16 protein-coding genes and 1 tRNA gene are annotated in these 23,179 nt (G+C 39.8%); 8 read left to right on the top strand and 9 right to left on the bottom strand.

What is annotated here, in order from left to right:
- The first annotated feature begins 308 nt into the window (after positions 1-308).
- The 3 genes from VB620_RS04870 to VB620_RS04860 all read left to right on the top strand — a co-directional run bounded on the left by VB620_RS04870 (position 309) and on the right by VB620_RS04860 (position 4,780).
- Complete coding sequence (locus VB620_RS04870; RefSeq protein WP_323195018.1) at positions 309-1,982, top strand: PfaD family polyunsaturated fatty acid/polyketide biosynthesis protein; 1,674 nt, start codon at positions 309-311, stop codon at positions 1,980-1,982.
- A gap of 2 nt (positions 1,983-1,984) precedes the next feature.
- Positions 1,985-3,478, top strand: coding sequence for a thioester reductase domain-containing protein (locus VB620_RS04865; RefSeq protein ID WP_323195017.1), 1,494 nt, complete (start codon positions 1,985-1,987; stop codon positions 3,476-3,478).
- A gap of 498 nt (positions 3,479-3,976) precedes the next feature.
- On the top strand, positions 3,977-4,780 hold the full coding sequence (locus VB620_RS04860) for an SDR family NAD(P)-dependent oxidoreductase (protein ID WP_323195016.1): 804 nt from the start codon (positions 3,977-3,979) through the stop codon (positions 4,778-4,780).
- An 11-nt stretch (positions 4,781-4,791) separates the two neighbouring features.
- Here the strand turns inward: VB620_RS04860 and hetI are convergent, their stop codons facing one another.
- The 4 genes from hetI to VB620_RS04840 all read right to left on the bottom strand — a co-directional run bounded on the left by hetI (position 4,792) and on the right by VB620_RS04840 (position 9,493).
- The gene (hetI, locus tag VB620_RS04855; RefSeq protein WP_323195015.1) at positions 4,792-5,511 is read right to left on the bottom strand and encodes a 4'-phosphopantetheinyl transferase HetI; all 720 of its coding nucleotides are present in this window, start codon (positions 5,509-5,511) and stop codon (positions 4,792-4,794) included.
- 141 nt (positions 5,512-5,652) lie between these two features.
- Positions 5,653-6,813 carry a hypothetical protein gene (locus VB620_RS04850; RefSeq protein WP_323195014.1) on the bottom strand — a complete coding sequence of 387 codons (1,161 nt, stop codon included), beginning with the start codon at positions 6,811-6,813 and terminating at the stop codon, positions 5,653-5,655.
- 104 nt (positions 6,814-6,917) lie between these two features.
- A complete protein-coding gene (locus VB620_RS04845; protein ID WP_323195013.1) occupies positions 6,918-7,562 on the bottom strand; it encodes a hypothetical protein in 645 nt (214 codons plus the stop codon).
- 914 nt (positions 7,563-8,476) lie between these two features.
- Positions 8,477-9,493 carry a sulfate/molybdate ABC transporter ATP-binding protein gene (locus tag VB620_RS04840; RefSeq protein ID WP_323195012.1) on the bottom strand — a complete coding sequence of 339 codons (1,017 nt, stop codon included), beginning with the start codon at positions 9,491-9,493 and terminating at the stop codon, positions 8,477-8,479.
- 385 nt (positions 9,494-9,878) lie between these two features.
- Between VB620_RS04840 and chlP the strand changes: the two genes are divergently transcribed.
- Complete coding sequence (gene chlP / locus VB620_RS04835) at positions 9,879-11,099, top strand: geranylgeranyl reductase (RefSeq protein WP_323195011.1); 1,221 nt, start codon at positions 9,879-9,881, stop codon at positions 11,097-11,099.
- A 210-nt stretch (positions 11,100-11,309) separates the two neighbouring features.
- Here chlP and VB620_RS04830 read toward each other — a convergent pair whose 3' ends face one another.
- Both VB620_RS04830 and VB620_RS04825 read right to left on the bottom strand, forming a co-directional pair.
- Positions 11,310-12,431 carry an ABC transporter permease gene (locus VB620_RS04830; protein WP_323195010.1) on the bottom strand — a complete coding sequence of 374 codons (1,122 nt, stop codon included), beginning with the start codon at positions 12,429-12,431 and terminating at the stop codon, positions 11,310-11,312.
- 39 nt (positions 12,432-12,470) lie between these two features.
- A complete protein-coding gene (locus VB620_RS04825) occupies positions 12,471-13,346 on the bottom strand; it encodes an Npun_R2479 family HD domain-containing metalloprotein (protein ID WP_323195009.1) in 876 nt (291 codons plus the stop codon).
- A 520-nt stretch (positions 13,347-13,866) separates the two neighbouring features.
- On the opposite strand from VB620_RS04825, the gene VB620_RS04820 reads away from it, so the two are divergent.
- Positions 13,867-13,938, top strand: a tRNA-Gly gene (locus VB620_RS04820).
- A gap of 58 nt (positions 13,939-13,996) precedes the next feature.
- On the opposite strand, the gene VB620_RS04815 is transcribed toward VB620_RS04820, so the two are convergent.
- Positions 13,997-17,038: a type ISP restriction/modification enzyme gene (locus VB620_RS04815; RefSeq protein WP_323195008.1), complete on the bottom strand. Its 3,042-nt coding sequence runs from the start codon at positions 17,036-17,038 to the stop codon at positions 13,997-13,999.
- Between the two features lie 376 nt (positions 17,039-17,414).
- Here VB620_RS04815 and VB620_RS04810 point away from each other — a divergent pair, with 376 nt between their 5' ends.
- Positions 17,415-18,608, top strand: coding sequence for an NAD(P)/FAD-dependent oxidoreductase (locus VB620_RS04810; RefSeq protein ID WP_323195007.1), 1,194 nt, complete (start codon positions 17,415-17,417; stop codon positions 18,606-18,608).
- Positions 18,609-18,668: 60 nt separating this feature from the next.
- On the top strand, positions 18,669-19,316 hold the full coding sequence (locus VB620_RS04805) for an HAD-IA family hydrolase (RefSeq protein ID WP_323195006.1): 648 nt from the start codon (positions 18,669-18,671) through the stop codon (positions 19,314-19,316).
- Between the two features lie 113 nt (positions 19,317-19,429).
- Here VB620_RS04805 and VB620_RS04800 read toward each other — a convergent pair whose 3' ends face one another.
- Positions 19,430-19,978 carry an NUDIX hydrolase gene (locus tag VB620_RS04800; protein WP_323195005.1) on the bottom strand — a complete coding sequence of 183 codons (549 nt, stop codon included), beginning with the start codon at positions 19,976-19,978 and terminating at the stop codon, positions 19,430-19,432.
- A gap of 85 nt (positions 19,979-20,063) precedes the next feature.
- Positions 20,064-20,594, bottom strand: a complete 531-nt coding sequence (gene folK / locus VB620_RS04795) for a 2-amino-4-hydroxy-6-hydroxymethyldihydropteridine diphosphokinase (RefSeq protein WP_323195174.1) — start codon at positions 20,592-20,594, stop codon at positions 20,064-20,066.
- Between the two features lie 250 nt (positions 20,595-20,844).
- Here folK and VB620_RS04790 point away from each other — a divergent pair, with 250 nt between their 5' ends.
- Positions 20,845-23,052 (top strand): transglycosylase domain-containing protein, encoded by a 2,208-nt coding sequence (locus VB620_RS04790; protein ID WP_323195004.1) that lies wholly within the window; start codon positions 20,845-20,847, stop codon positions 23,050-23,052.
- Positions 23,053-23,179: the final 127 nt, after the last annotated feature.

The following is a 23,179-nucleotide window of genomic DNA, read 5'->3' as shown; positions in this document are numbered from 1 at the left end:
GCAGAGGCGCAGAGAGTAAGAGATGATAAATCCGGGTTAGGACTTACGCACAAAACCTCACTTCGACAAGTGTTACAGTGAGCCTGTCGAACTGCTCAGTGACAATTCAAACTTTTATTCCTCTGTGTACTCTGTGTCCTCTGCGGTATGCGCTGCGCGCACGCTACGCGAACGTTATTCCATAACTCCCGACTCTAATTCAGCCATGCTAACCATCAAATAAAAATCTCTCCTTTTCTTCTTGGCGTACTTGGCGACTTGGCGGTTAGTTAAAAAACCCCCCATTAACAAATTGAGGTATAACCACCGTGATTCCCGTAGACACACTACCAGATAAACCTAATAATAGCCTGAAATTTCCTAGCAATCCCCACAGTCAAAACCTCACCTGGAAAGGTGCATTAGATAGCATATCCTGCGACCCATCAGCCATTAAAAACAAACTATTAAAATTAGATAAACCCTGCTACATTCTTAACATCGCTGGAAAAATTGGTGTCACCAATGAAGGCTACCTATGTCCTCCTGAAAACAACACCACAGCACAACCAGAACTCCTCACCTCAATTCCGCCAATTAACTTACAACAACTAGGAGACCCAAACTTTTTAGCTTTTCATGGCGTAAAATATGCCTACGTCACCGGTGCAATGGCTGGCGGAATAGCGTCAGAAGAGATGGTAATTGCACTAGGAAAAGCCAAAATATTGAGTTCCTTTGGTGCAGGTGGCTTACCTCCAGAACGTTTAGAAACAGCCATTAAACGCATACAAGCCGCCTTACCTCATGGCCCCTACGCCTTCAATTTAATTCACAGCCCTAACGACTTGGCTATTGAACGCCGCGCTGTGAACTTATACCTCAAATATGAGGTAAGAACCGTAGAAGCCTCAGCATTTTTAGATTTAACCTCCAATATAGTTTATTACCGAGTTGCTGGACTAAGTTTAAATGATGCCAATCAAATTGAAATCAAAAACAAAGTCATTGCTAAAGTTTCTCGGCGAGAAGTAGCTAGCAAATTTCTCCAACCAGCACCACCAAGAATACTTAAAGAATTGCTGGAACAAGGATTAATTACTGATTTACAAGCCAAACTTGCCGCTAAAGTACCGATGGCTGATGATATCACCGTCGAAGCTGATTCTGGCGGACATACAGATAATCGTCCTTTAGTTTGTTTATTGCCTTCTATTATTAGTTTGCGGAATGCAATCCAAGAACAATTTCAATATCAACAACCCATTAGAATTGGAGTAGCTGGCGGAATTGCCACACCCGAATCAGCTTTAGCAGCTTTTATGATGGGTGCTGCTTATATTATGACTGGCTCAATTAATCAGTCCTGCGTTGAATCTGGAGCTTGTAACCATACAAAAAAATTATTAGCTCAAGCTGAAATGGCTGATATGATTATGGCTCCAGCCGCAGATATGTTTGAAATGGGTGTGAAACTACAAGTCCTCAAACGGGGGACAATGTTTCCTATGCGGGCGCAAAAGTTATATGAATTATACCGTAACTATAATTCAATTGAAGAGATTCCTCTAGCAGAAAGAGAGAAATTAGAAAAACAGATTTTTCGTAAAACTTTAGCTGAAGTTTGGGAAGGAACAGCCAGTTATTTATCCCAGAAAAACCCCGAAAAACTGGGTAAGGCAGTTAATAATCCCAAGCTGAAAATGGCGTTAATTTTTCGCTGGTATTTAGGATTATCTTCTCGCTGGTCTAGTTCTGGGGAAAAAGGTAGAGAAGTTGATTATCAAATTTGGTGTGGCCCAGCAATGGGTAGTTTTAATGATTGGGTGCGAGGTTCTTATTTAGCTGAACCAGATAATCGTCGGGTAGTTGATGTTGCTCATCACATCATGACCGGAGCAGCATTTTTATATCGCATTCAAAGCTTGAAAATTCAAGGAATGCAAATTCCCGATGATTACAGTCAGTATTGCCCAGGCCATTCTCAATTATTGGAGATGTAAAAATGACTCTAAAAAAATCTTATAGTGCCGCAGATATTCAACTATGGTTGGTGAATAATCTGGCTGAGTTAATCGGGTTAGAAACTGATGAGATAGATATCAATGAAAATTTAGAAACCTATGGTTTAGATTCTGCGCAGGCGATGACTTTGGTCAGCAAATTAGAAAAAATGTTGGGTTTTCAACCATCTCCGGTTTTGCTATGGCATTACCCCAATATTGCTGCTCTTTCCCAGCGTTTAGCGGAAGAATTACAAGCAGGGTTAGAGGTTGAAGATGGTCAAGTTAACACTTCAGTTGTAAATTTAGCAGATGAAGTTGTCCTTGACCCCTCTATCCATCCTGGAAATGCAGTCAGTGTGTCTGCGAGTGAACCTCAGCATATATTTTTAACTGGGGGTACTGGCTTTTTAGGTGCTTTTATTATTCGGGAATTACTTCAAGAAACTAATGCAGATATATATTGCTTAGTTCGGGCTAGTAATGCCGCAGAAGCTAAAACTAAGTTACAAAAAAATTTAGAACAGTATGCAATTTGGGATGAAAAATTTAATTCTCGAATTATTGCTATTGTTGGTGATTTAGCTCAACCACTTTTGGGTATTGATGCTGAACAGTTTCACATTTTAGCTGGCAATATTGATGTAATTTATCACAGTGCGGCTTTGCTGAATTATGTTTATCCTTATTCGGCACTGAAAACAGCTAATGTTTTAGGGACTCAAGAGGTTTTACGATTAGCTTGTCAGACTAAAGTTAAGCCTGTACATTATGTCTCTAGTGTGGCTGTTTTTGAATCAAATGCTTATGCTGGGCATTTAGTAGAAGAACAGGATAATTTTGATCATTGGGAAGGTATTTATTTAGGATATTCTCAAACTAAATGGGTGGCAGAAAAGTTAGTTAAGGTGGCTCGTGATAGAGGTTTACCTGTGACTATTCACAGACCACCGTTAATTTCTGGAGATAGCAAAACAGGTATTTGTAATACCCATGATTTTATCAATTTGATGACTAAGGGTTGTCTACAAATGGGAAGCTTCCCTGATGTAGATTATATGTTGGATATGTCCCCTGTGGATTATGTAAGTAAGGCTATTGTTTACCTATCAAGACGGAAAGAATCTATTGGTAAGGCGTTCCATTTACAACATCCTCAACCAATTTCTTTAAAAGATTTAGTTGAATGGGTAAGGTCTTTTGGTTATCCTGTGGAGATGATTCCCTACGAACAGTGGCAATCGGAGTTAATCAATAATGTCTCTTCTGTAGAGAATCCTTTGTATACCTTGCGTCCTTTTTTACTGGAGCGCTGGTCGGATGAACAACTTACTATTCCTGATTTGTATCTTCAAGCTAGAAGACCAATTATTAGTTGTCAACAAACACTGAAAGCCTTGGAAGGTAGTTCTATTGTTTGTCCACCAATTGATGCTCAATTACTAATGACTTACACTTCTTACTTGATTCAGACTGGCTTTTTAACTCTTGCCTAATTTCTGGTCTGGGTAATCAGGATTAAATCCACCTCATACCATATATTTTCTGATGGTTTTGTGTATTTTGCGGTTTAGTCTTCCTCTATTGCAATACATTTGTATAGAGATTTGATATAAATAGCATTCATTCACAATTGATAGAAATCCTCAGTAGAGATGTTTTATGAAACGTCTCTACTTTATTTTAGTAGCTAACTGATAGGACTGAGTAAAAGTTAATATCAATAATAATTGTTTATTACCCTATATTGTAGGAAATTACTATTAATTTTTATTGAAAAAAATAACTATATTTGATTGGTTATCAATTTATCTACTGTATTTGACACTACTAATAGGTTCATTTTCCTAAAAAGTTAAATATACAGGAATTTAGGAAGTTAAGGAACTACAATAATTTTAGTAGTTGCCACCACGATGATTAAACTCTACATCATACCTAGCTATCGTTACAGCTAGACTAACGGACTAAATTGAATTCACTAATATTCTGAAATGAACACAAAAAATCAAGTTCAGCATCAACAAACTGCTCTTATTACTGGTGCTGCGGGTGGAATTGGCTATGAACTAGCATATATTTTTGCTGCTCATAATTACAATTTGGTATTAGTAGACCGCACGGAGCTAAAACTGAAAGAAGTTGCGATTAAATTTCAGGAAGAATTTGGCAATGTTGTGACAACTATTGTCAAGGATTTATCTATCTCTACATCTCCTGAAGAAATTTTTATGGAGTTGCAAGCAATAAATATTCAGGTTGATGTACTGGTGAATAATGCTGGGTTTGGTATGTATGGATTATTTCATGAAACAGACCTAACGGTTGAATTGGAAATGCTACAAGTGAATATGGTGTGTCTCACTCATTTAACTAAGCTATTTCTGAAGGGTATGGTAAGGCAAGGCTATGGCAGAATATTAAATGTTTCTTCGGCTGCGGCTTTTCAGCCAGGTCCGTTGATGGCGGTTTATTTTGCTACTAAGGCTTATATTTTATCTTTTTCTGAGGCGATCGCCAATGAATTAGAAGGTACGGGTGTAACTGTGACGGTGCTTTGTCCAGGTTCAACTGAGTCGGCTTTTCATCAACGCACGGGGATGGCAGACTCTAAGCTGCTGAAGGGTAAAAGAATGATGGATGCAGCAACGGTAGCTCAAATTGGTTATGCTGGCTTAATGAAAGGCCAAACCATTGTCATTCCTGGTCTGATTAATCAAATACTGGCAAAAAGTGTGAGTTTTACACCCAGGAAACTAGTGACAAAAATTGTGAGAAATATGCAAGAAGATAAGTAGTAGAACACTAATCAGTATTGCCAACAATGCAAATGATGACCAGAACCAGCCACAACTACAGCCCCCACATAATCTTCAGCAGGGGTTAGTTCGAAGAGATTCCAACTTTCAGATGTCTGTAACTGGGCGGGTTCTGTGGGACTTAAGGATATTTCAATTTGTTCTAACTCTGCTAGTCCTTCTCCAGTCGCTTTTAAATACGCTTCTTTACAAGTCCAATAACGGAAAAATATTTGTTGCTGTTGTTCAGCCGGTAGCGATCGCATGAGAGCATATTCTCTAGGTAAAAAAAACCTTTTAGCCAGAGCTTCCACATCAGATATCCGGCGAATATATTCTAAATCTACACCAATAGGGTTGTGATAATTAACTGCACACAAAGCTAAACCCTGGGAATGAGACAAGTTGAAGGATAAGCCACTCAAAGCTAAACTATCCCCTAATATGGGTTTGCCACGCTCTTGATAATCAAACAGTACTTGTCGTGCCTCAATACCCAAGTAGTAACCCAATATACTACGTAGGATGCCACGACCAGCGATAAAGCGTTGCCGATGCTCCTGAAAATGAAATCGGTTAGCACGAATTAGTTCGTCACTAGAGAGAGTTGCTAGCAAATTTTGTTGCTGTACCTCTGGAATATCAAGGTTAATCCGCCATAGGTGAACATCATTTGCTAATAAACTCAAATTAGCTGGTACAGGTAGCCACAAATGATTAACAGTTGACATTGATAAAATCAGTCAGATTAAATTGGCATTTTGGCACACCTAATTTAAAAACGATGGATACAATATCCATGTGGGATACATTTCATGTGCAAAGTACTAAAACTTGAAATCCCTCGCCAACTAGTCGAGGGATTTTTTATCTTATCCCTTAGTCTGACACAACCTTTGTTTATAGTTCAATAAGCCCATTCCCAAAGTTAACATCAATAGAGCTGTGAGCGAGGACGGTTCTGGTACTTTCTCAGTTGTGACCTCGCCATCTGGAGGAACAATAATCGGAGGTTCAACTGCTTGTGAGCTGTTATCTCCCCCAAAGGCCAGTAACAACAGAGGTAATAGCGGTATCATGGCATAGGGCCACCAGGGGCTAGTTACTGCTGGGACAAAAGTTTCCCCAAATATCGGGGGAACAAACCCAGTAATCATGTCGCCGCCACCTACAGGTGGAAGTGCGCTCAAAAAGCTACTCCCTGATAGAGGTTGTACTCCTTCAATTGGCTCTGGAATACTCACTAATTGACGGCCAAACCAACCATCATTGAGATCCCCTGGAGTGTAGGGAAAAGAAAGTACTCTTAAAATGCTTTGTCTCAGTCCGCTTTCATTTCCAGAATTTAAGTAACGTAACCCTTGGGAAATATTATCCACATAGAACTTGGTAACATCCGGGGGTAAATCCAAAGACCTAATCTGCTCTTGTAGGTTGGGAACTTTAGCAGCTTCTTCAAACAAAACACGTCCGTAAGCGTATTTTAAATCTAGCAATCCATCACGAGGACTAATTTCTCTGCGTCTGGATGATGGAGACCAAGCAAAGTTATTAGTGACAGTTCTTAGCCCTGATACAGGATTACGACTAACATTTTCCCCCAGAACGTATCGATATCCATCCACAATGGAGGGATCTTCATTTCTCCAAAATGAAGCATAGGGAATATTCGGTAGTTGCGGATTGTTACCGTAAAATGCCGCAAATTTACGGTAGTTATCTTCGCCACCAACTGCCTTCAGCAAGATGTCTTGGTAGTTAGTCCCGTTAGACTGATTGATGATTTTCTCGACTACTGTTCCAGTTTTATTACAACCCAAACCCTCTCCTAAAGTACAACTAGGCATTATTCGCATCTGGCGAAGATTATTATCATTCTGACGCTGAAACTCGAGAAACTCTGATTCTTGTCCTTGTGGAATAGAATTACTTTGATTGATCCGTAATTGTGCCGTAGCGGACTCGCAAATGGTCAGCACTACCGCCACAGACGAGAACAGAACTGCAAAGCTTTTAAAATTTGACTTCAACATGATACACCTCTAATAAACCACACATAACACTTACCAATCGGAATTAAAACACTGGGTAACATTTAGCAATTCAGTTTTAACCTCTCTTTCAAAGACAAAAATGATTATCTTTGACTTGTCACAGATACAGCACTCAAATTACTCGGTGATTGAATATTAATTGTGATGGCTGTACCTTGGAGTTCTCCTCCTGAGAGGTTGTGATATAAAACTAATGCACGGTTCGGTTGGTCAAAAAGAAACCCACGGGTTGAGGCTTGTATCTTCTGTTCCTTGACTAAGGAAACGAAACTTTCCAAGTATCTCTTTATACTTTGACGGTTTTTTGGACTCCCATTTGTATGATTTCCCACCAGAGTCATAAACAACTCAATCATCCGACTTTCTTGACCCTCAATTAAGTTACCGTTTTCGAGGAAAGAACTTCCTATGATTTTTCCATCCTGCACTTGTACTTTAAAGAGGGTGTAATATCGGTCTGATTTGTTAGGGTCGTTCACATAGCATACCCAAGCTCCTGCTTCATCCTGTATAAAACCTTCCTCAGCAAGATAAGGTAGAAATGTATTATTTTCTTGACTTGCTAGTGGCGGTAATAAATTTGCTACTGGGTCTAAAGAGCAAATTCTCTGGGTTGTTGGCTCTTGAGAAGGAATAATCGTCTCCTGTGCGATGGTCATAGAAGACATGGCCGCTAAGGACAAGATTTGCAGAGTTAATGCACTAGCCAAGTGAACAATTATTTTCATTGTTTTTACCTCTCCTTTGGTTTTTAGTTCTAAATATTACTATCTTTTTTGAATACTGAAAGCAAGATCACTTTGTGGAAACTTACATACATTTTTTCCAGTTCTAATGGTTTTCATCTTGGCTTATTTTATACAAAAAATTAAGTTTGACTTAATTATGAGAATGATTTAAGTATAACTAGCTAATACTAGATTTGATAAAGCTACAAAGTAGTTAGCTATATTAATACTTGTTCTTTTTAACACATAAGTAACAAACGCTGAGACATCACCAAGATTGGCTGTAATTTTTGCTTAGATGACTTTTTGCTCTATCCAAGCGAGTTCAGTAAATTCCTGGTTTTTCTCTATCCTTTTTTGTATTAATTTCAGGTTTCATATCTCATCAATTCTAATGCCAGTTTCACAAGGGTTTATACTCCTGGTTTCTAGTTAGACTTTGTGATTCATCATAGATGTTCCCTTAAGGCAAGATTCTAAATATTAACTGAAACCTTTGTGATTTGCTTCAATGTCAACAGTTTTGCATTTATTGACCTTATTTTGCTACTTCATATCTCTGTGATAATTGCTGTTGTGTCTAAAAAATGTCTCTGACTACATATCTTAATTTACAAAGTCAATATTCTGTAAAAGGCTGTATGCTATGATTTTTGAGGCTTTTTGGCGGAATCATAGCATATACTGCATAAATCACCACTTTTTTGGTGATTGGTAGTGTACTCATCTATTTTGTGAATCCAGTTTGTTATCAGATTTATGTAAATATTTAGTCTTTACACAGGGGTAATAATACCATCAGGTAAAAAAATAAAGATTATGATGTGTATAACTTTCTAAATTGAACACTGTGATTTCAGCCAGAATTTAGGGCATGATTCAGTAATTTATGCCCCAAATCAGGGAAAATGTAGTTAAATTGAATAGTGCAGGGGAAAAGACCTGGCATCTTTGGGCTTGACGTAGACCCGTTCTTGTGGCTCTAGTTGTAACTCGTTGAAGCGATCGCGTGTTAAATGCGCTGCTACCACTTGCCCATCATCCAAAGTTAATTCTATCTGAATTTCCCAACCTAAATGGATCAACCGCGTGACTGTAGCTGGTGCAGTTGTACCATTAGCCTGTTTTTCGATGACGACATCTTGGGGTCGTAAAAATACTTGACTATGGGTTGAGTCGAAGCCACTACTCTGGAAAATCTTTGAGGTGTTGGATAAGACATTCACAGGGCCAATGAAGCTCATTACAAATGCGGTGGCTGGATGATCGTAAATTTCTGCTGGTGTTCCGACCTGTTCGACACGTCCTTTATTCATGACTACGACTTCATCGGAAACTTCCATCGCTTCTTCTTGGTCGTGGGTGACGAAAACAGTGGTAACATGGACCTCATCATGGAGGCGGCGTAACCATGCGCGTAAGTCTTTCCGAACTTTGGCATCAAGTGCGCCAAATGGTTCATCTAGTAATAATACGTTAGGCTCTACAGCCAATGCTCTGGCTAATGCTACCCGTTGTCTTTGACCACCAGATAGTTGTGATGGATAGCGATCGCCCAATCCACTCAATTGCACTAACTCTAATAACTGGTCAACTTTTCCTTTAATCTTTTTAGCGGGTGTTTTGCGAATTTCTAAACCAAAGCCAATATTCTGTCGCACATTCAGATGTTTAAACAGAGCATAGTGCTGAAATACAAATCCAATATTTCGTTCTTGGACACTCTGATATGTAGCATCCTTACCAGTTAGCAAGATTTTACCACTATCTGGCATTTCCAAGCCCGCAATTAACCGTAGTAAAGTAGATTTACCAGATCCAGATGGCCCCAATAAAGCGACTAGTGAACCACTGTTGATTTCCAGATTTACCTGATCAACGGCTTGAAAGTTCCCGAAATTTTTAGATACATTCTCAACTACTATGCCCACTGCTGCTGTACCTCTACAACTAAATCTACGGCTTATTGCTAGGATTACCGTGTTTTACATATATCACACATAAGATCCTTTCGGTTAATTTGAATGAGACATCATAAATATTTTTATGTTTCGTATACATAAATGCAGAGGCTTGTATACCTGTTGGCTGGGGAATTAAAAATCCTTCTCCCTTGCCTCTTGTCGAAGCTAGGTAATAGCTGATGATTCCCATTGATAAGTCCCGATTTCCCATTCCCCAATCCCTGTTTTTGTATCGAAATATTAAGGAATATTGCAATTACAGCAAAATCTCAAGCAAGTCCGGGAAATCAACCAAAACTCCGTGATAGGATGCTTGGGTTAAACGTTTTTATTAACTATTGGGAGAAGACCTTTGACACTACGGGTTGCTGTTGTTGGGTCAGGCCCTGCTGGTTCCTCCGCCGCCGAAACGCTGGCAAAAGCTGGGATTGAGACTTACTTATTTGAGCGTAAACTAGATAATGCCAAGCCTTGCGGGGGTGCGATTCCCCTGTGTATGGTGGCTGAATTTGAATTACCACCAGAGATAATTGACCGCCAAGTGCGGAAGATGAAAATGATTTCGCCTTCCAATCGTGAGGTTAATATCAATATAGTAAAAGAAGATGAATATATAGGAATGTGCCGCCGGGAAGTTCTGGATGGTTTCCTGCGTGACAGAGCGGCAAAACTAGGCGCAAATTTAATTAACGCCACTGTTCATAAAGTTGATATACCCACAAATAATACCAATCCTTATACAATCCACTATGTTGACCATACAGAAGGTGGTTCACAAGGGATTACTAAAACCCTAAAAGTAGATTTAATCATTGGGGCGGATGGGGCTAACTCACGCATTGCCAAAGAAATGGATGCTGGGGATTATAACTATGCGATCGCCTTCCAAGAGCGGATTCGCTTACCCCAGGATAAAATGGACTACTACAACGACTTAGCGGAAATGTATGTCGGTAATGACGTTTCCACCGACTTTTACGCCTGGGTATTCCCCAAATACGACCACGTAGCCGTTGGTACTGGCACAATGCAAGTCAATAAAGCCAGCATCAAACAGTTACAAGCAGGTATCCGCGCCCGTGCTTCCGAGAAGCTCGCAGGTGGTAAAATCATCAAAGTAGAAGCCCACCCCATACCAGAACATCCCCGCCCCCGTCGTGTTGTCGGTCGGATTGCGTTAGTAGGAGATGCGGCTGGCTACGTTACCAAGTCCTCTGGTGAAGGTATTTACTTTGCAGCTAAATCTGGCCGGATGTGTGCCGAAACCATTGTAGAAATGTCCAACAGTGGCGCAAGCATTCCCACAGAAAAAGACCTGAAAGTTTACTTAAAACGCTGGGATAAAAAATACGGACTCACCTACAAAGTCTTGGACATTCTCCAAACCGTATTCTATCGTTCCGACGCTACCCGCGAAGCATTTGTAGAAATGTGCGATGACCTGGATGTACAGAAGTTAACCTTTGATAGCTATCTGTATAAAACAGTAGTCCCCGCCAACCCCATCACTCAACTGAAAATTACTGCCAAAACCATTGGTAGTTTAATTCGCGGTAACGCTTTAGCTCCTTAATTACCGCATCAGCAAAAATCACACATTTTATACAGGAGATGAAGAGTAAGTTGGAAAATTTGCTCATCATCTCCTCCGTTATTTTTGCCCACTAAATGCCCAAAAAATCAAACAACCCCATTTTCTCCAAAAACTATACTTAACTCCCCTCCTCGCTTGCGGGGAGGGGTTGGGGGTGGGGTTCAATGACTATAGCAAGCCTCATCAAACCTATCTTCTCAAACTGCGGGGATCAAGAGCATCTCTCAGCCCGTCACCTAGTAAATTAAAAGACAACACTGTGAGAACAATTAAGGCAGCTGGCGGCCAAATTAACCAAGGTTGTAACACCACAATAGAAGCATTAGTGGCTAAAGATAGCATATTACCCCAAGAAGGATCAGGTTGTTGGATACCCAGACCAATTAGACTTAAGACAGCTTCCGCACCGATAAAACCAGGAACCGCCAATGTTGCCGAAATAATTACATAGGTGGCAGTTTGGGGCAAAATATGGCGAATGATAATGTAAATTGGCTTACCACCCATCGCTTTTGCGGCTTGGACAAATTCTCGCTCCTTTATGGATAGCACCTGTCCGCGAATTACCCGCGCTAACCCCGCCCAACTAATCACCGAAGTAATCACCACAATCATTAAAAAGCGTTGGGTACTGGTTAAACCTGGGGGTAAGACTGCACCTAAAGTCACTAATAGATAAATTCCGGGGAAAGTCATTAGCACTTCGGCAAAACGCATAATCACGCTATCAGTCCAACCGCCGAAATAGCCAGAAATCCCGCCAATAATTAGCCCCAGGGGAAAGGTAATCAACACCCCGATAATGCCAATAAACATACTAATGCGTCCACCATGCAGCAAACGGCTGAATTGGTCGCGCCCTTGGTCGTCAGTACCTAAAATATTGAACTTGGCTGCACCTGTTGTTCCAAATAAATGCCAATCTAGGGGAATACCAGGGGAAATAGTCACTTCTTGCCATTGAGGGGGGAGTGGCAACTTTAACTGTAATAGCCGATACTCAGGGCCTGAGACGAATAAACGTAAAGGTATAGGCTGTTCTAAGTCTACAATTAATTTGCGATCGCCTGTTTCTAAATCAGTATCACCTTGAGTCGTCGGATATACATGAGGTCCCAGAAACTTTTCTGGTTCTGACTGAGAAAACCAATAAATCCGAGTTGGTGGCAAAAGTGAACCATTTGGCTGTGAAGCAAGAGGGTCATAAGGCGCGACAAAATCAGCCGCAATTACCGCCACATAAAAAATTAACAGCACAATTGCCCCAAATCGCGCCAAAGGATTTTTCTGAAGTCTTTGCCACCAATTCATGATTATTTGTCCCTGGTCTATTCAATGAATAGCTAGATGTTAGCTATGTTGTTGATCCAATAAATATAAATTTTCTTCTTGGGTTTTTTCGTGTTCTACCACAAAAACATTCGAGTAGAGATTAGCTAAAATTTGTTTACCCTGCTGTGTCAAAGACAAGTAATGTAGTCCATCCTTAATATAGGGATAAACACCATTCCAATAAAACTTGGCATAGTTTTTCCGTAAATCGGCTGGTGTTTTATAACCCAAAACGTCATTTATCCCAGTTTCTTGAAACTCGTAGAATAAGGAAGTAATTTTTCTTAAGTAACGTGGGTCACTTAATTGACCAATCAAATCAGCCGCACGTACCAAACCAGCAAAATTAGTGGTATCTTGATGATCCTCTGCTTTCGGTACTGGGAAACGAGTTAACTCAATATTTTTCTTGATCACCTCAGAATCAATTAAGACGTGACCGCCAAAACGCTCATCAATAAAAAGTTTAGCTCTATCAACATGATAAGGTGTGAGAGCTGCATCAGAAGCCCCAGGATGCAGAGTAATCATCTTGCCATCTTGAGCTGTGGCGTATAAATTTATTGACTCTTTATCGTCTCGGCAAACTCCCTTAACATAGCCGATATCATGACACAACAAAGAAATAATAAAATGTAACCAATCTTCACTAGAAACACCACCTTCTCGGATGTGTTTACCCCGTAAAATTTCCTGTCCCACAAGAGTAACTAAGACAGAATGTTCTACATTATGGTAAAGAGCATCGCTATTGGCAATATTTTCTAACGCCATATTACCAGCCCAAGCGATAATATCTTGATAATCGTTTTTTGAAAAGCCGTAGGTACGCCGATAGCCTTGTCTAATTTCCTTAACAAAGGCATCAATTAAAAGTTCAGTAGCGTTGAACATAATGGTGTCTCTAATGGATAAAATTTTCGATGTTAATCAATTTACAATGGCATTTTCAGCATTACTCTCAGGAAAATTACAGATAATGCAGATTTATATGTTGTAAGTTAGGTATAAATATGATGTATCTCCAATTGTCTGCCTTAATCACAATCATAAGGCATATTTTCTCAATTTATCTAGAAGTAGTAGGTTGCAGGTGTACATAATTAAAGGTTTGTAGTCAGGAATAAAGTTCTGTATTAAAGGCTAAAGCCCTGAATACGAGCTAAATTACTGTATTTTTACATTCCTTCATATATACGACTATTATTTGATTTTTGTTGGCGTATCCCGACAGAGACGTAGGGTGTGTAAGCGATAGCGTAACGCACCAAAGCCTTAATAATCAATCGTGCGTTACGGATTTCATCCTAACGCACCCTACAATAGTGGATATGAGGGAAAAACATATTGCTCGGTATTATTTGTCAATATAGTGCTATTATAGTAGATGGCTCAGTTAAGCTAAAAGTAACTTGCGGGCGTAATTCAGTGGTAGAATGTCATCTTCCCATGGTGAACGTCGTGGGTTCGAGTCCCATCGCCCGCTTTCTTATTATTACTCACAGTCTAATTTTGTGGAACTGACAGTTTTACACCGCAGAGTGTCAATTCTGACTGCTAGACATAACCTGAATAATATTCATGGTTTCCACACTCACAGTACAGACTCTCATTAATAAGTCTATTACCTGTTCTTTGTAATCTGCAAATCGGTATGTGTTAAATTTTTCTGCAATGGTGGGATCTTTGGGTTTTTTCTCTTTATATTGATCTAAAATCCATTCTAAGGCGCAGCGATTACCGAGCATATATTCCCAAGCTTCACTAGGAATATTTTGTAATGTGGTGACATCATCTAAGATTATGTTTCCTTTGGTTTTATCGGCTTTTAATTTAGGTTTGGGTGTTTTTTGGCGTTCCCTGAGCGAAGTCGAAGGGGTATCTTTTAAAGGAATATCAACACGGGTGAGGTTATAAGGTGCGACGGTTTCATAATTAATATGAATTTCCATGAGTTGTTTACCCCAGTTGACCCATTGGGGGAAGTTTTCATAAAACGGTAAGCGGGGAAATTCGCGTTTCAGGTTGAGTTCGTATTTTTTGCGGTACTCTGGGTTATGTAAGACTGCGTAGGTGTAATGGAAGATATCTATTTTTGTAATTGTTTTATCTTGGTAATGGTTTTGAATTTGTTTTAGTCCCCAGTCGGTAATGTTATCAATGCGTTTTCCTTCTTTGTCGTAGCGGTAGAGGGGTAGACATTGAGTTTTTTCGATTGTATCTAACCCAATTAATAAATTAGAACTAAGACAGTGAAAATATTTACTTGAACCAATACCGGACAAAGCAATGATTTTATTTTCTAAGTCACTATTATTATAGATATTAAACCATTGATATGTTCTACCGTTAAAATGTTTGTCAAAATACAAGTTTTGTTTATAAAAGGGTCTATATAAACTTGTTTCTATGCTATTTTTATCAAATGTTTTTTGTATTTTCCGTTTAAAATAAGTTTTTAAATCATCATCCCATTTTATTTGCTGAGAAAGTTCATCCTCTGGTTCTTTATCAAACTGATTTTGATAAATGTCTACGAAGAACTTCATCTTATTTATGAGATTATTTTCCGATAAATCATAAACCCATTCATCTCTTTGAGTTGCTACACCTCTAGAAAACAACTTAAATACAGCTTCTTCTCCCTTACCTGCTTTCACATCCTTATCAACCAAAGGTAAAAGACTATCAAAATCATTATCAGCTTGATTTATCCAGTTACCGTTATTATCTGGTTTAAAATGAGTAAAACCTAAATCTCTAAATTTCTGAGAACTAAAATATTTTTTCTTGTCCTCTGCATCGGTATAATCTTGTATTGAATTATAATAAACCTTAAAACCTTCCGCGTGTTCATTTCTGACTAAAAAGTAAACAGCTATACCTACCCTAATTTCATCACTAAAGACATTACCACCCTCTTTGCGTCTTCTTTCACCGCTTGTTCTCGCATTACCTTTAGTATCAATCACATAAATTTCACTAAATTCTTTAGCGACAACTTTTCTGAAACCATCATAAGTAATCGAATCAATAAAAGAACTGTTAGAAACAAATGCAATGATTCCATTTTTTCCGAGTCTATCAGAAGCCCAGCGAATAAACCGAGTGTACATATCATAAAGTACAATATTATTCTGAGCCTTGCTATATTTAACGTAACTTTGTTTAATTAACTTATCTATTGCACCATAAGCCCGATTAGCGTTATTATCATTAAAATTTTCCTGCTTGGCATTATAAGGAGGATTACCAATAATCACAGAAATAGTTCTATCATTCTGGCGTTTTATCCTGGCGGTATTCTCCACACTCATAGCAAACAAATCCATTTGCTTACCTGCAAAAGATGTATGATCTAAAGTATCCACAAAACAAATATTTTCAAACTCCTCATACACCCCCATTTTCTGCTTATAGGTGTATTCAATATTCAAGTTCGCAATATAATAAGGTAAAATCGCCACCTCATTACAATGAATTTCATGTTTATACTTGTACTCCAAACTCTGAGGAGGTAAATAATCAATCAATTCGGTAATAAAAGTCCCGGTTCCTGTCGCTGGGTCTAAAATTTCTACATCTTTATCAGCTAACAACTTACCAAAATGCTGATGTACTAAAAAGTCTACACTTTCAATCATAAACCGGACAATTTCGTTAGGAGTATAGACTATTCCCAACCTATCCGCAGCTTTCGGATTATATGCTTTATAAAAGTTCTCATATAACGCTTTGAGAAATTTCTGCTTTTCTTGGTGATTATAAATATTTGCCGCAGTGCGTCGAATTACTGCATAATATCTATCAATGGTTCCTAAAGTGTTGCGCTTGAGATTTCCGGTAAAAAAGGTAGAAATTACACCTTGTAACTCCCGCGCGACATTGTTTTCTCTGTGAAACTGCGACTCGTTAAAAATATTCAGAAAAATATCCTCAGTGAGAATATGCTGAATCATCATTTCCCGAATATCAAATAAACTGATTTCTGGGTTAATTGATTCTTTGCAAATATCCCAAAACTTATTTCTAGCTGCTGCAAAAGAAACGTTATTTTCACCTTGACTATCTATCAAATCTCTGAGAGAATTTAAGACGGTGGGTAAATCTTCTTTAAAAGTTTCTATAGCTGACCGAAAATCTTTAACTTCCGGTCTGACATAATTAATAAAATTGGTAATAATTCCATCTAAAGCGTCAGCATCTCCCATAGAGACGCGCTGATTTTCTGTACCTGCTTGAATTAAAACGGCGGTTTGGGAATCTTCAAATAAAATATTACTATCGGGATAACCTTTATTTAATTTCTTTTCAATTTCTTGATCTAAATTATCATATTGATCTTTACTTTCCCAATAACCCCAATCTAAACGCAAAGCGTCTTTAACTGTCCCATCAGGATAAACAAGTTTACCGTTGGGTAACTTATAATCCAACTCAGGAATTAGTAAAAAATCTCTAGGTTTGCAATATTCATTCAAGAGATTCTGAAAAGCCACACGAATAGAAGTTTCTTTGCGAGAACCACCAAACTGGATAATTTTCTGGACTTCCGCTTGGTATTGACTAACTAAAAGTCTGGACATAATTAAACTAATTGATATGGAAGGGATAAAAATTAATTTTGGTTTGACGGTAATAATTTAATCATAGGCTATTTGATACAGCATTTATAGCGTTTATCAGTTAAAGAACCCCACCCCCAACCCCCTCCCCGCAAGCGAGGAGGGGGCTTTGAATTTTCACCCTTCCCTGGTAGGAAAGGGGGCTAGGGGGTTTGGTTTCGGTTTGGTTTTTCCAGATGATGTGAAAAGTGAGAATCGCAAAGACGCAAAGAAGATGCGATCACACCGCAAGCGCCTAAAATACATCCAGAGATGATCGACTCATGGCAATACAAGCAAAGAAATTCATTACACTGAAGGTAGTTCCCATACTGGAATTGACTTTCCTATAAAATTGATGACTGAACAAACTGCGAGAATATGTATCCTGGGTGGAGGCTTTGGTGGTTTATACACAGCCCTGCGCTTAAGCCAGTTACCCTGGAAAAATGACGAGAAGCCCGAAATTATCTTAGTCGATCAGAGCGATCGCTTTATATTTTCTCCCTTACTCTACGAGTTACTCACCGGAGAATTGCAAACTTGGGAAATTGCGCCACCTTTTGTAGAACTTCTGCAAAACACAGGTGTACGTTTTTGTCAAGCTATTGTTTCGGGAATTGACACCGAGAAAAAACGAGTATTGTTACAAAAAGGCACAGAAATCGCCTATGACCGCCTAGTATTGGCTTTGGGTGGAGAAACACCATTAGATATGGTTCCCGGTGCGAAATCTCACGCTTACCCATTCCGTAACATTACTGATGCTTACCGTTTAGAAGAACGTCTGCGAGTTCTCGAAGAATCAGAAGCGGAGAAAATTCGCGTCGCCATTGTGGGTGCTGGTTACAGTGGTGTGGAATTAGCCTGTAAATTAGCAGACAGATTAGGAGAACAGGGACGTTTGCGCCTGATTGAAATCGGTAACCAAATCCTACGCAACTCTCCAGATTTCAACCGCGAAGCCGCCCAAAAAGCATTAGCAGCAAAAGGGGTATTTCTAGATTTAGAAACCAAGGTTGAATCTATCGAGGCGGATACAATTTCTTTAGAATACAAAAATCAGGTTGATAAAATTCCTGTAGATTTAGTAATTTGGACTGTGGGAACCAAAGTTGCACCTGTAGTTGAAACCCTGGATTTCCAGCATAATCAACGTGGTCAAATTACCACTACACCGACGCTACAAGTTTTAGAACATCCAGAAATCTTTGCTTTAGGAGATTTAGCAGACTGTTGTGATGCTGAGGGTCAACAAGTCCCCGCTACAGCTCAAGTAGCTTTTCAACAAGCTGATTATACTGCATGGAATGTTTGGGCTTCTCTGAGCGATCGCCCTTTATTACCGTTCCGTTACCAGCAATTAGGGGAAATGATGGCATTAGGGAAAGATAACGCCACTTTAACCGGTTTAGGGGTGAAATTAGATGGTTCCTTTGCACACCTGGCTCGTCGTCTAGCTTACCTCTATCGGATGCCGACTTTAGACCATCAACTCAAAGTTGGTTTTAATTGGTTAGTTCGTCCGATTATAGATACACTTTCACAGTAGAATTAAGTATCTTCACTAGAAACTCAAATCACAAATTTAGAATTAATTATACAAAGTTTCATGGAACGACCGAAAGTTATTTTTTTAGATGCTGTCGGCACAATCTTTAACGTAAAAGGTAGTGTGGGCGAAGTTTATAGTCAAATAGCCAAAGACTTTGATGTAGTAGTTGCACCAGAAATACTGAATGCAAAATTTTCGGAAAGCTTTAAAGCTGCATCACCGCCGATATTTCCCGATGTGGATTCATACGATATTCCCCAAAAAGAATTTGATTGGTGGCGAAAAATAGCTTTTAATACTTTTAAAAACGCGGGTGTGTTACCGCAATTTTCCGATTTTTCTAGTTTTTTTAGTGAACTTTATATTCACTTTGGTACTGCTCAACCCTGGTTTATTTATCCCGATGTTCTGTCATCTTTGAAGGACTGGCGACAAAAGGATATTGAATTAGGAATAGTATCTAATTTTGATTCTCGAATTTTCTCAGTGCTAGAAAGTTTAGAATTAACTGATTATTTTACCTCTGTCACTATTGCTACTCAAGCTTGTGTTGCTAAACCTGATCCTCGAATTTTTGCGATCGCATTAGAGAAACATGATTGTCCACGGTCAGCCGCGTGGCACATTGGCGACAGCATTTTAGAGGACTATCAAGGAGCTAGAGCAGCCGGTTTGAGAGGTATTTGGATTAATCGCCAGATATAAGTAGGGAGTAGGGAGTAGGGATAAAAACTCGCTAATTTCCCTCACCTATTTGACGGTTACTATAAAATATTTAACCCCTCTCGTCACTGTGGAGAGGGGGGATTTTTAGCCAATTACTGCAAGAATGGACGGGCTAACATGAAACTAGATATGGATTTAGCATCTACCGCCACACCTTGAATAATAGCTGTGTGCAATTCATCAGGAGTCATCAAGACGGTTTCGATGTCTTCATCTGCATCTTGTTGAGGCGGGGTTTCTAACTTAACTAAATCTCGTGCGAGAAAAGCATAAATAATTTCGTCCGAATAGCCTGGAGCGAGGAAAAACTCACCTAGTTTATCCCATTTATTAGCGGTATAACCCGTTTCTTCGGCAATTTCACGCTGTATTGTCTCTAGGGGATCTTCGTTGAGTTCCAGAGTCCCGGCGGGAAATTCTAAGATCCTTCCCTGAATCGCAAAACGATATTGGCGGACGAGGACAAGTTTACCTTCTGGTGTGATGGGTACTGCTAAGGCTCCTCCAGGGTGACGAATACATTCCCAATCTCCCTCGGCTTTATTGGGTAATCGCAGGCGATTGACTTCAAAATCAAATTTGCGACCTTTGTAAAATAAGCATTGTTTGAGTAGCTGTGGTAATTCTCTACCTAATGGCATGGTCAATTTATATTACAGGTACATACAGATACAAACACTTGGTAGTGCGTGAAATCAGTATTTTTTCAATTTATTTCTGGTAAATTTAATTGCTCTTTGATAAGAGTACATCAGAACAGTCCACATTTTTGACTAAATCTTGAATCAGACATCCAGAGACTGGTTCTACCCAAGCCGGGGCAATTTCTGCCAATGGTATTAAAACAAAGGCTCGTTCTACCATTCGGGGATGAGGAATTTGCAGGTGAGGGGTATCTATAATTAAGTCATCATATAACAACAAATCTAAGTCAAGCGATCGCTCACCCCAGCGCTGTTGACGCACCCGCCCAAATTTTTGTTCTGTGGCTAATAAGGTCTCTAATAATAAATCTGGTGACATTTCTACCTGCAAAATCGCACAACCATTTAAATAATCAGGCTGGGGAGGTCCTACAGGTTTAGTACGATACCAACTAGATTTACCTTGCAATTTAATCCCTGGTGTGTGGGCTAAGGTTTTTATAGCGGCTTCTAAAATCTGATATGAATCGCCAATATTACCACCGAGAGCAATAGCACAAGTTGCAACTGCGCCAGCTTGACCAGATTGATTTAATGAAGTTTTTGTATTAATGATTTCAGTTAATTATATATGGGGTAATATACTAACACAAGCATGGTGTGATAACTGCAAAATTCTATATATTAGTTAGGTTTCAGCTACTCTGATGATCGCCATTTATGCAGGAAAGCTCACCTCCTAGTTCCACGAAATATCAAGCAATTTCAGCAACTCTTTCATCAGAGAGAAAGCCGCATTTATCCGTAGTAATGATGACAAGAGGAAGGAAATCACGAATAAGAGATTACCACCGATAAAATTTATGAGTACAAGGCAATTGTGGAGGCAAATCAATAGTGTTTCTTCTAGTATCACTAGTATACTGAGCAGCCGCGATCGCCCCTTTTATCGTCAGATATGGTTTTGGGCAAGTTTGGGTATAACTACTAGCATTGGTGGTAGTATATTCGCTTCTCACTATTTTATTAGCAGAATAGATCAAAGTTTGCCCGATAGATCGGAACTGAAAGTAGTCAGCCGGGCGGAAACCTTAACTATTAAAGCTGTTGATGGCACAATATTACAACAACAAGGGGAAGCCACCAGAGAACGGTTGAGGCTCGAAGAAATACCAGAACAACTGCAACAAGCTTTTATCGCTTCAGAAGATAGTAGGTTTGAAAGTCATCATGGTATTGATCCGCAAGGAATTCTCAGAGCAGCTGTGAATAATGTGCGATCGCAAACTATAAGAGAAGGTGGTAGCACCATTACCCAACAGCTAGTGCGGATTCTTTTCCTCACCCAAGAGAAAACAATTTGGCGCAAACTTAAAGAAGTTCGTCTAGCTCAAAAAATCGAACAAGAATTAACTAAAAATCAAATTCTCGAACGTTACCTGAATTTAGTATATTTAGGATCTGGCGCTTATGGTGTAGCAGATGCTGCCTGGGTTTACTTCAGCAAACCAGTAGATCAACTGACACTAGGCGAAGCCGCCATGATTGCCGGATTAGCTCCCGCACCCAGTTTATATTCCCCCATAGAAAATCCCACACTTGCCATTCAAAGGCGGAATATAGTATTGCAACGGATGTATGAAAATCAATTCATTACAGCCACCGCCGAACAAACAGCTGCGGAAGAATCCCTAAACCTCAACAGCAGCTTTCCCAAACGGCTAGAAGTAGAATTTCCCTACTTTAGCAGTTACATCCTCCAAGAATTACCAAAATATGTCTCCCCTGATTTGCTAGCACAAGGGGGACTAGTAATAGAAACTACCCTTAATCCTAATTGGCAGGAAGCCGCAGAATTAGCAGTAGCCAAAACCTTAAAAAACCAAGGACGGTGGCAGAACTTTAGTCAAGCAGCTTTAGTAGCCATTGACCCCCGCAACGGTGAAATTAAGGCGATGGTGGGAGGAAAAGACTTTAGTAAAAACCAGTTTAATCGAGTTACCCAGGCAAAACGTCAGCCAGGATCGACATTTAAAGGATTTGTTTACGCCGCCGCGATCGCCACAGGTAAAAGTCCCTACAAAAGGTATTTAGATGCACCCCTTGTCGTCGATGGCTACGAACCAAAAAACTATAATAGAAGATTTCGCGGCTCCATGACCATGCGGGATGCTCTCACCCGTTCCATTAATGTAATTGCCGTCAAAGTATTGCTGGATGTAGGATTTCAGCCAATTATTAATACCGCCCATAATTTGGGGATTAAATCACCACTCCAGCCTACATATTCTTTAGCTCTTGGCTCCCATGAAGTAAATTTACTGGAATTAACTAATGCTTATGGCAGCTTTGCAACCCAGGGATTATACATAGAATCTCATGGCATTCGCCGTATCCTTAATCGTCAAGGAAAAGTAGTTTGGTCAAGTAATTTTTCAAATCAGCGAGTCCTTGATCCGACCACAGCTGGCATTATGACCTGGATGCTACGTCAGGTAGTAGAAGCTGGTACAGGTAGCCCAGCCCAATTAAAAAATCGACCTGTTGCGGGTAAAACCGGAACCTCCGATGAATCACGAGATTTATGGTTTATTGGTTACATTCCCCAAATAGTTACAGGTGTTTGGCTCGGTAATGATAACAACCACCCCACTGACGGAGCAAGTGGTAGCGCTGCTGTTACCTGGAAGACATTTATGCAAAAAGCAGTAGAGGGAATGCCTGTAGAAAAGTTTCCCGAACGACCTAAACTACAAGGGCGTGTAGGTAGCATTAAGGCCGAACCTATCAAACCGAAATCAATACAGCATCGTTCTCTCTCTTCTGAGACAGATGAGCCAACTCCCCCACAACGCAACGTGAGGCGCTCCTCTTCCCGTTCCAGAAGACCCTCACAACCACAAACCCCACAACGACGGACTAATGTATCTCCTCCTCGCAGACAGCGCAGAAGAGTAGAATCAACTCCTCCGCCGACCAACAAAACTCCCCAGACTTCTCCTTCTGCAAAGCCCCAACCTTCATGGAGAGAGAGACTCAGACCTGGATCAACTTCTCAGGATGAAAATTGATTATTGACATACCTCCTCGTCCTAAAGAAGCGAGGATTCCTTGACACTTCGCTGGAACACGCCACAAGTGGTCTTATCGTCCCTCCATGTCCGTTTAAAGTCTCCCAATGCCCTATGGCGACTATGC

Origin of the sequence: Nodularia harveyana UHCC-0300 (genome assembly GCF_034931085.1) — a bacterium.
GTDB classification, from domain to species: Bacteria; Cyanobacteriota; Cyanobacteriia; order Cyanobacteriales; family Nostocaceae; genus Nodularia; species Nodularia harveyana.
Note: the sequence above shows the minus strand (reverse complement) of the source record. Positions and strands in the feature narration are given on the sequence as shown.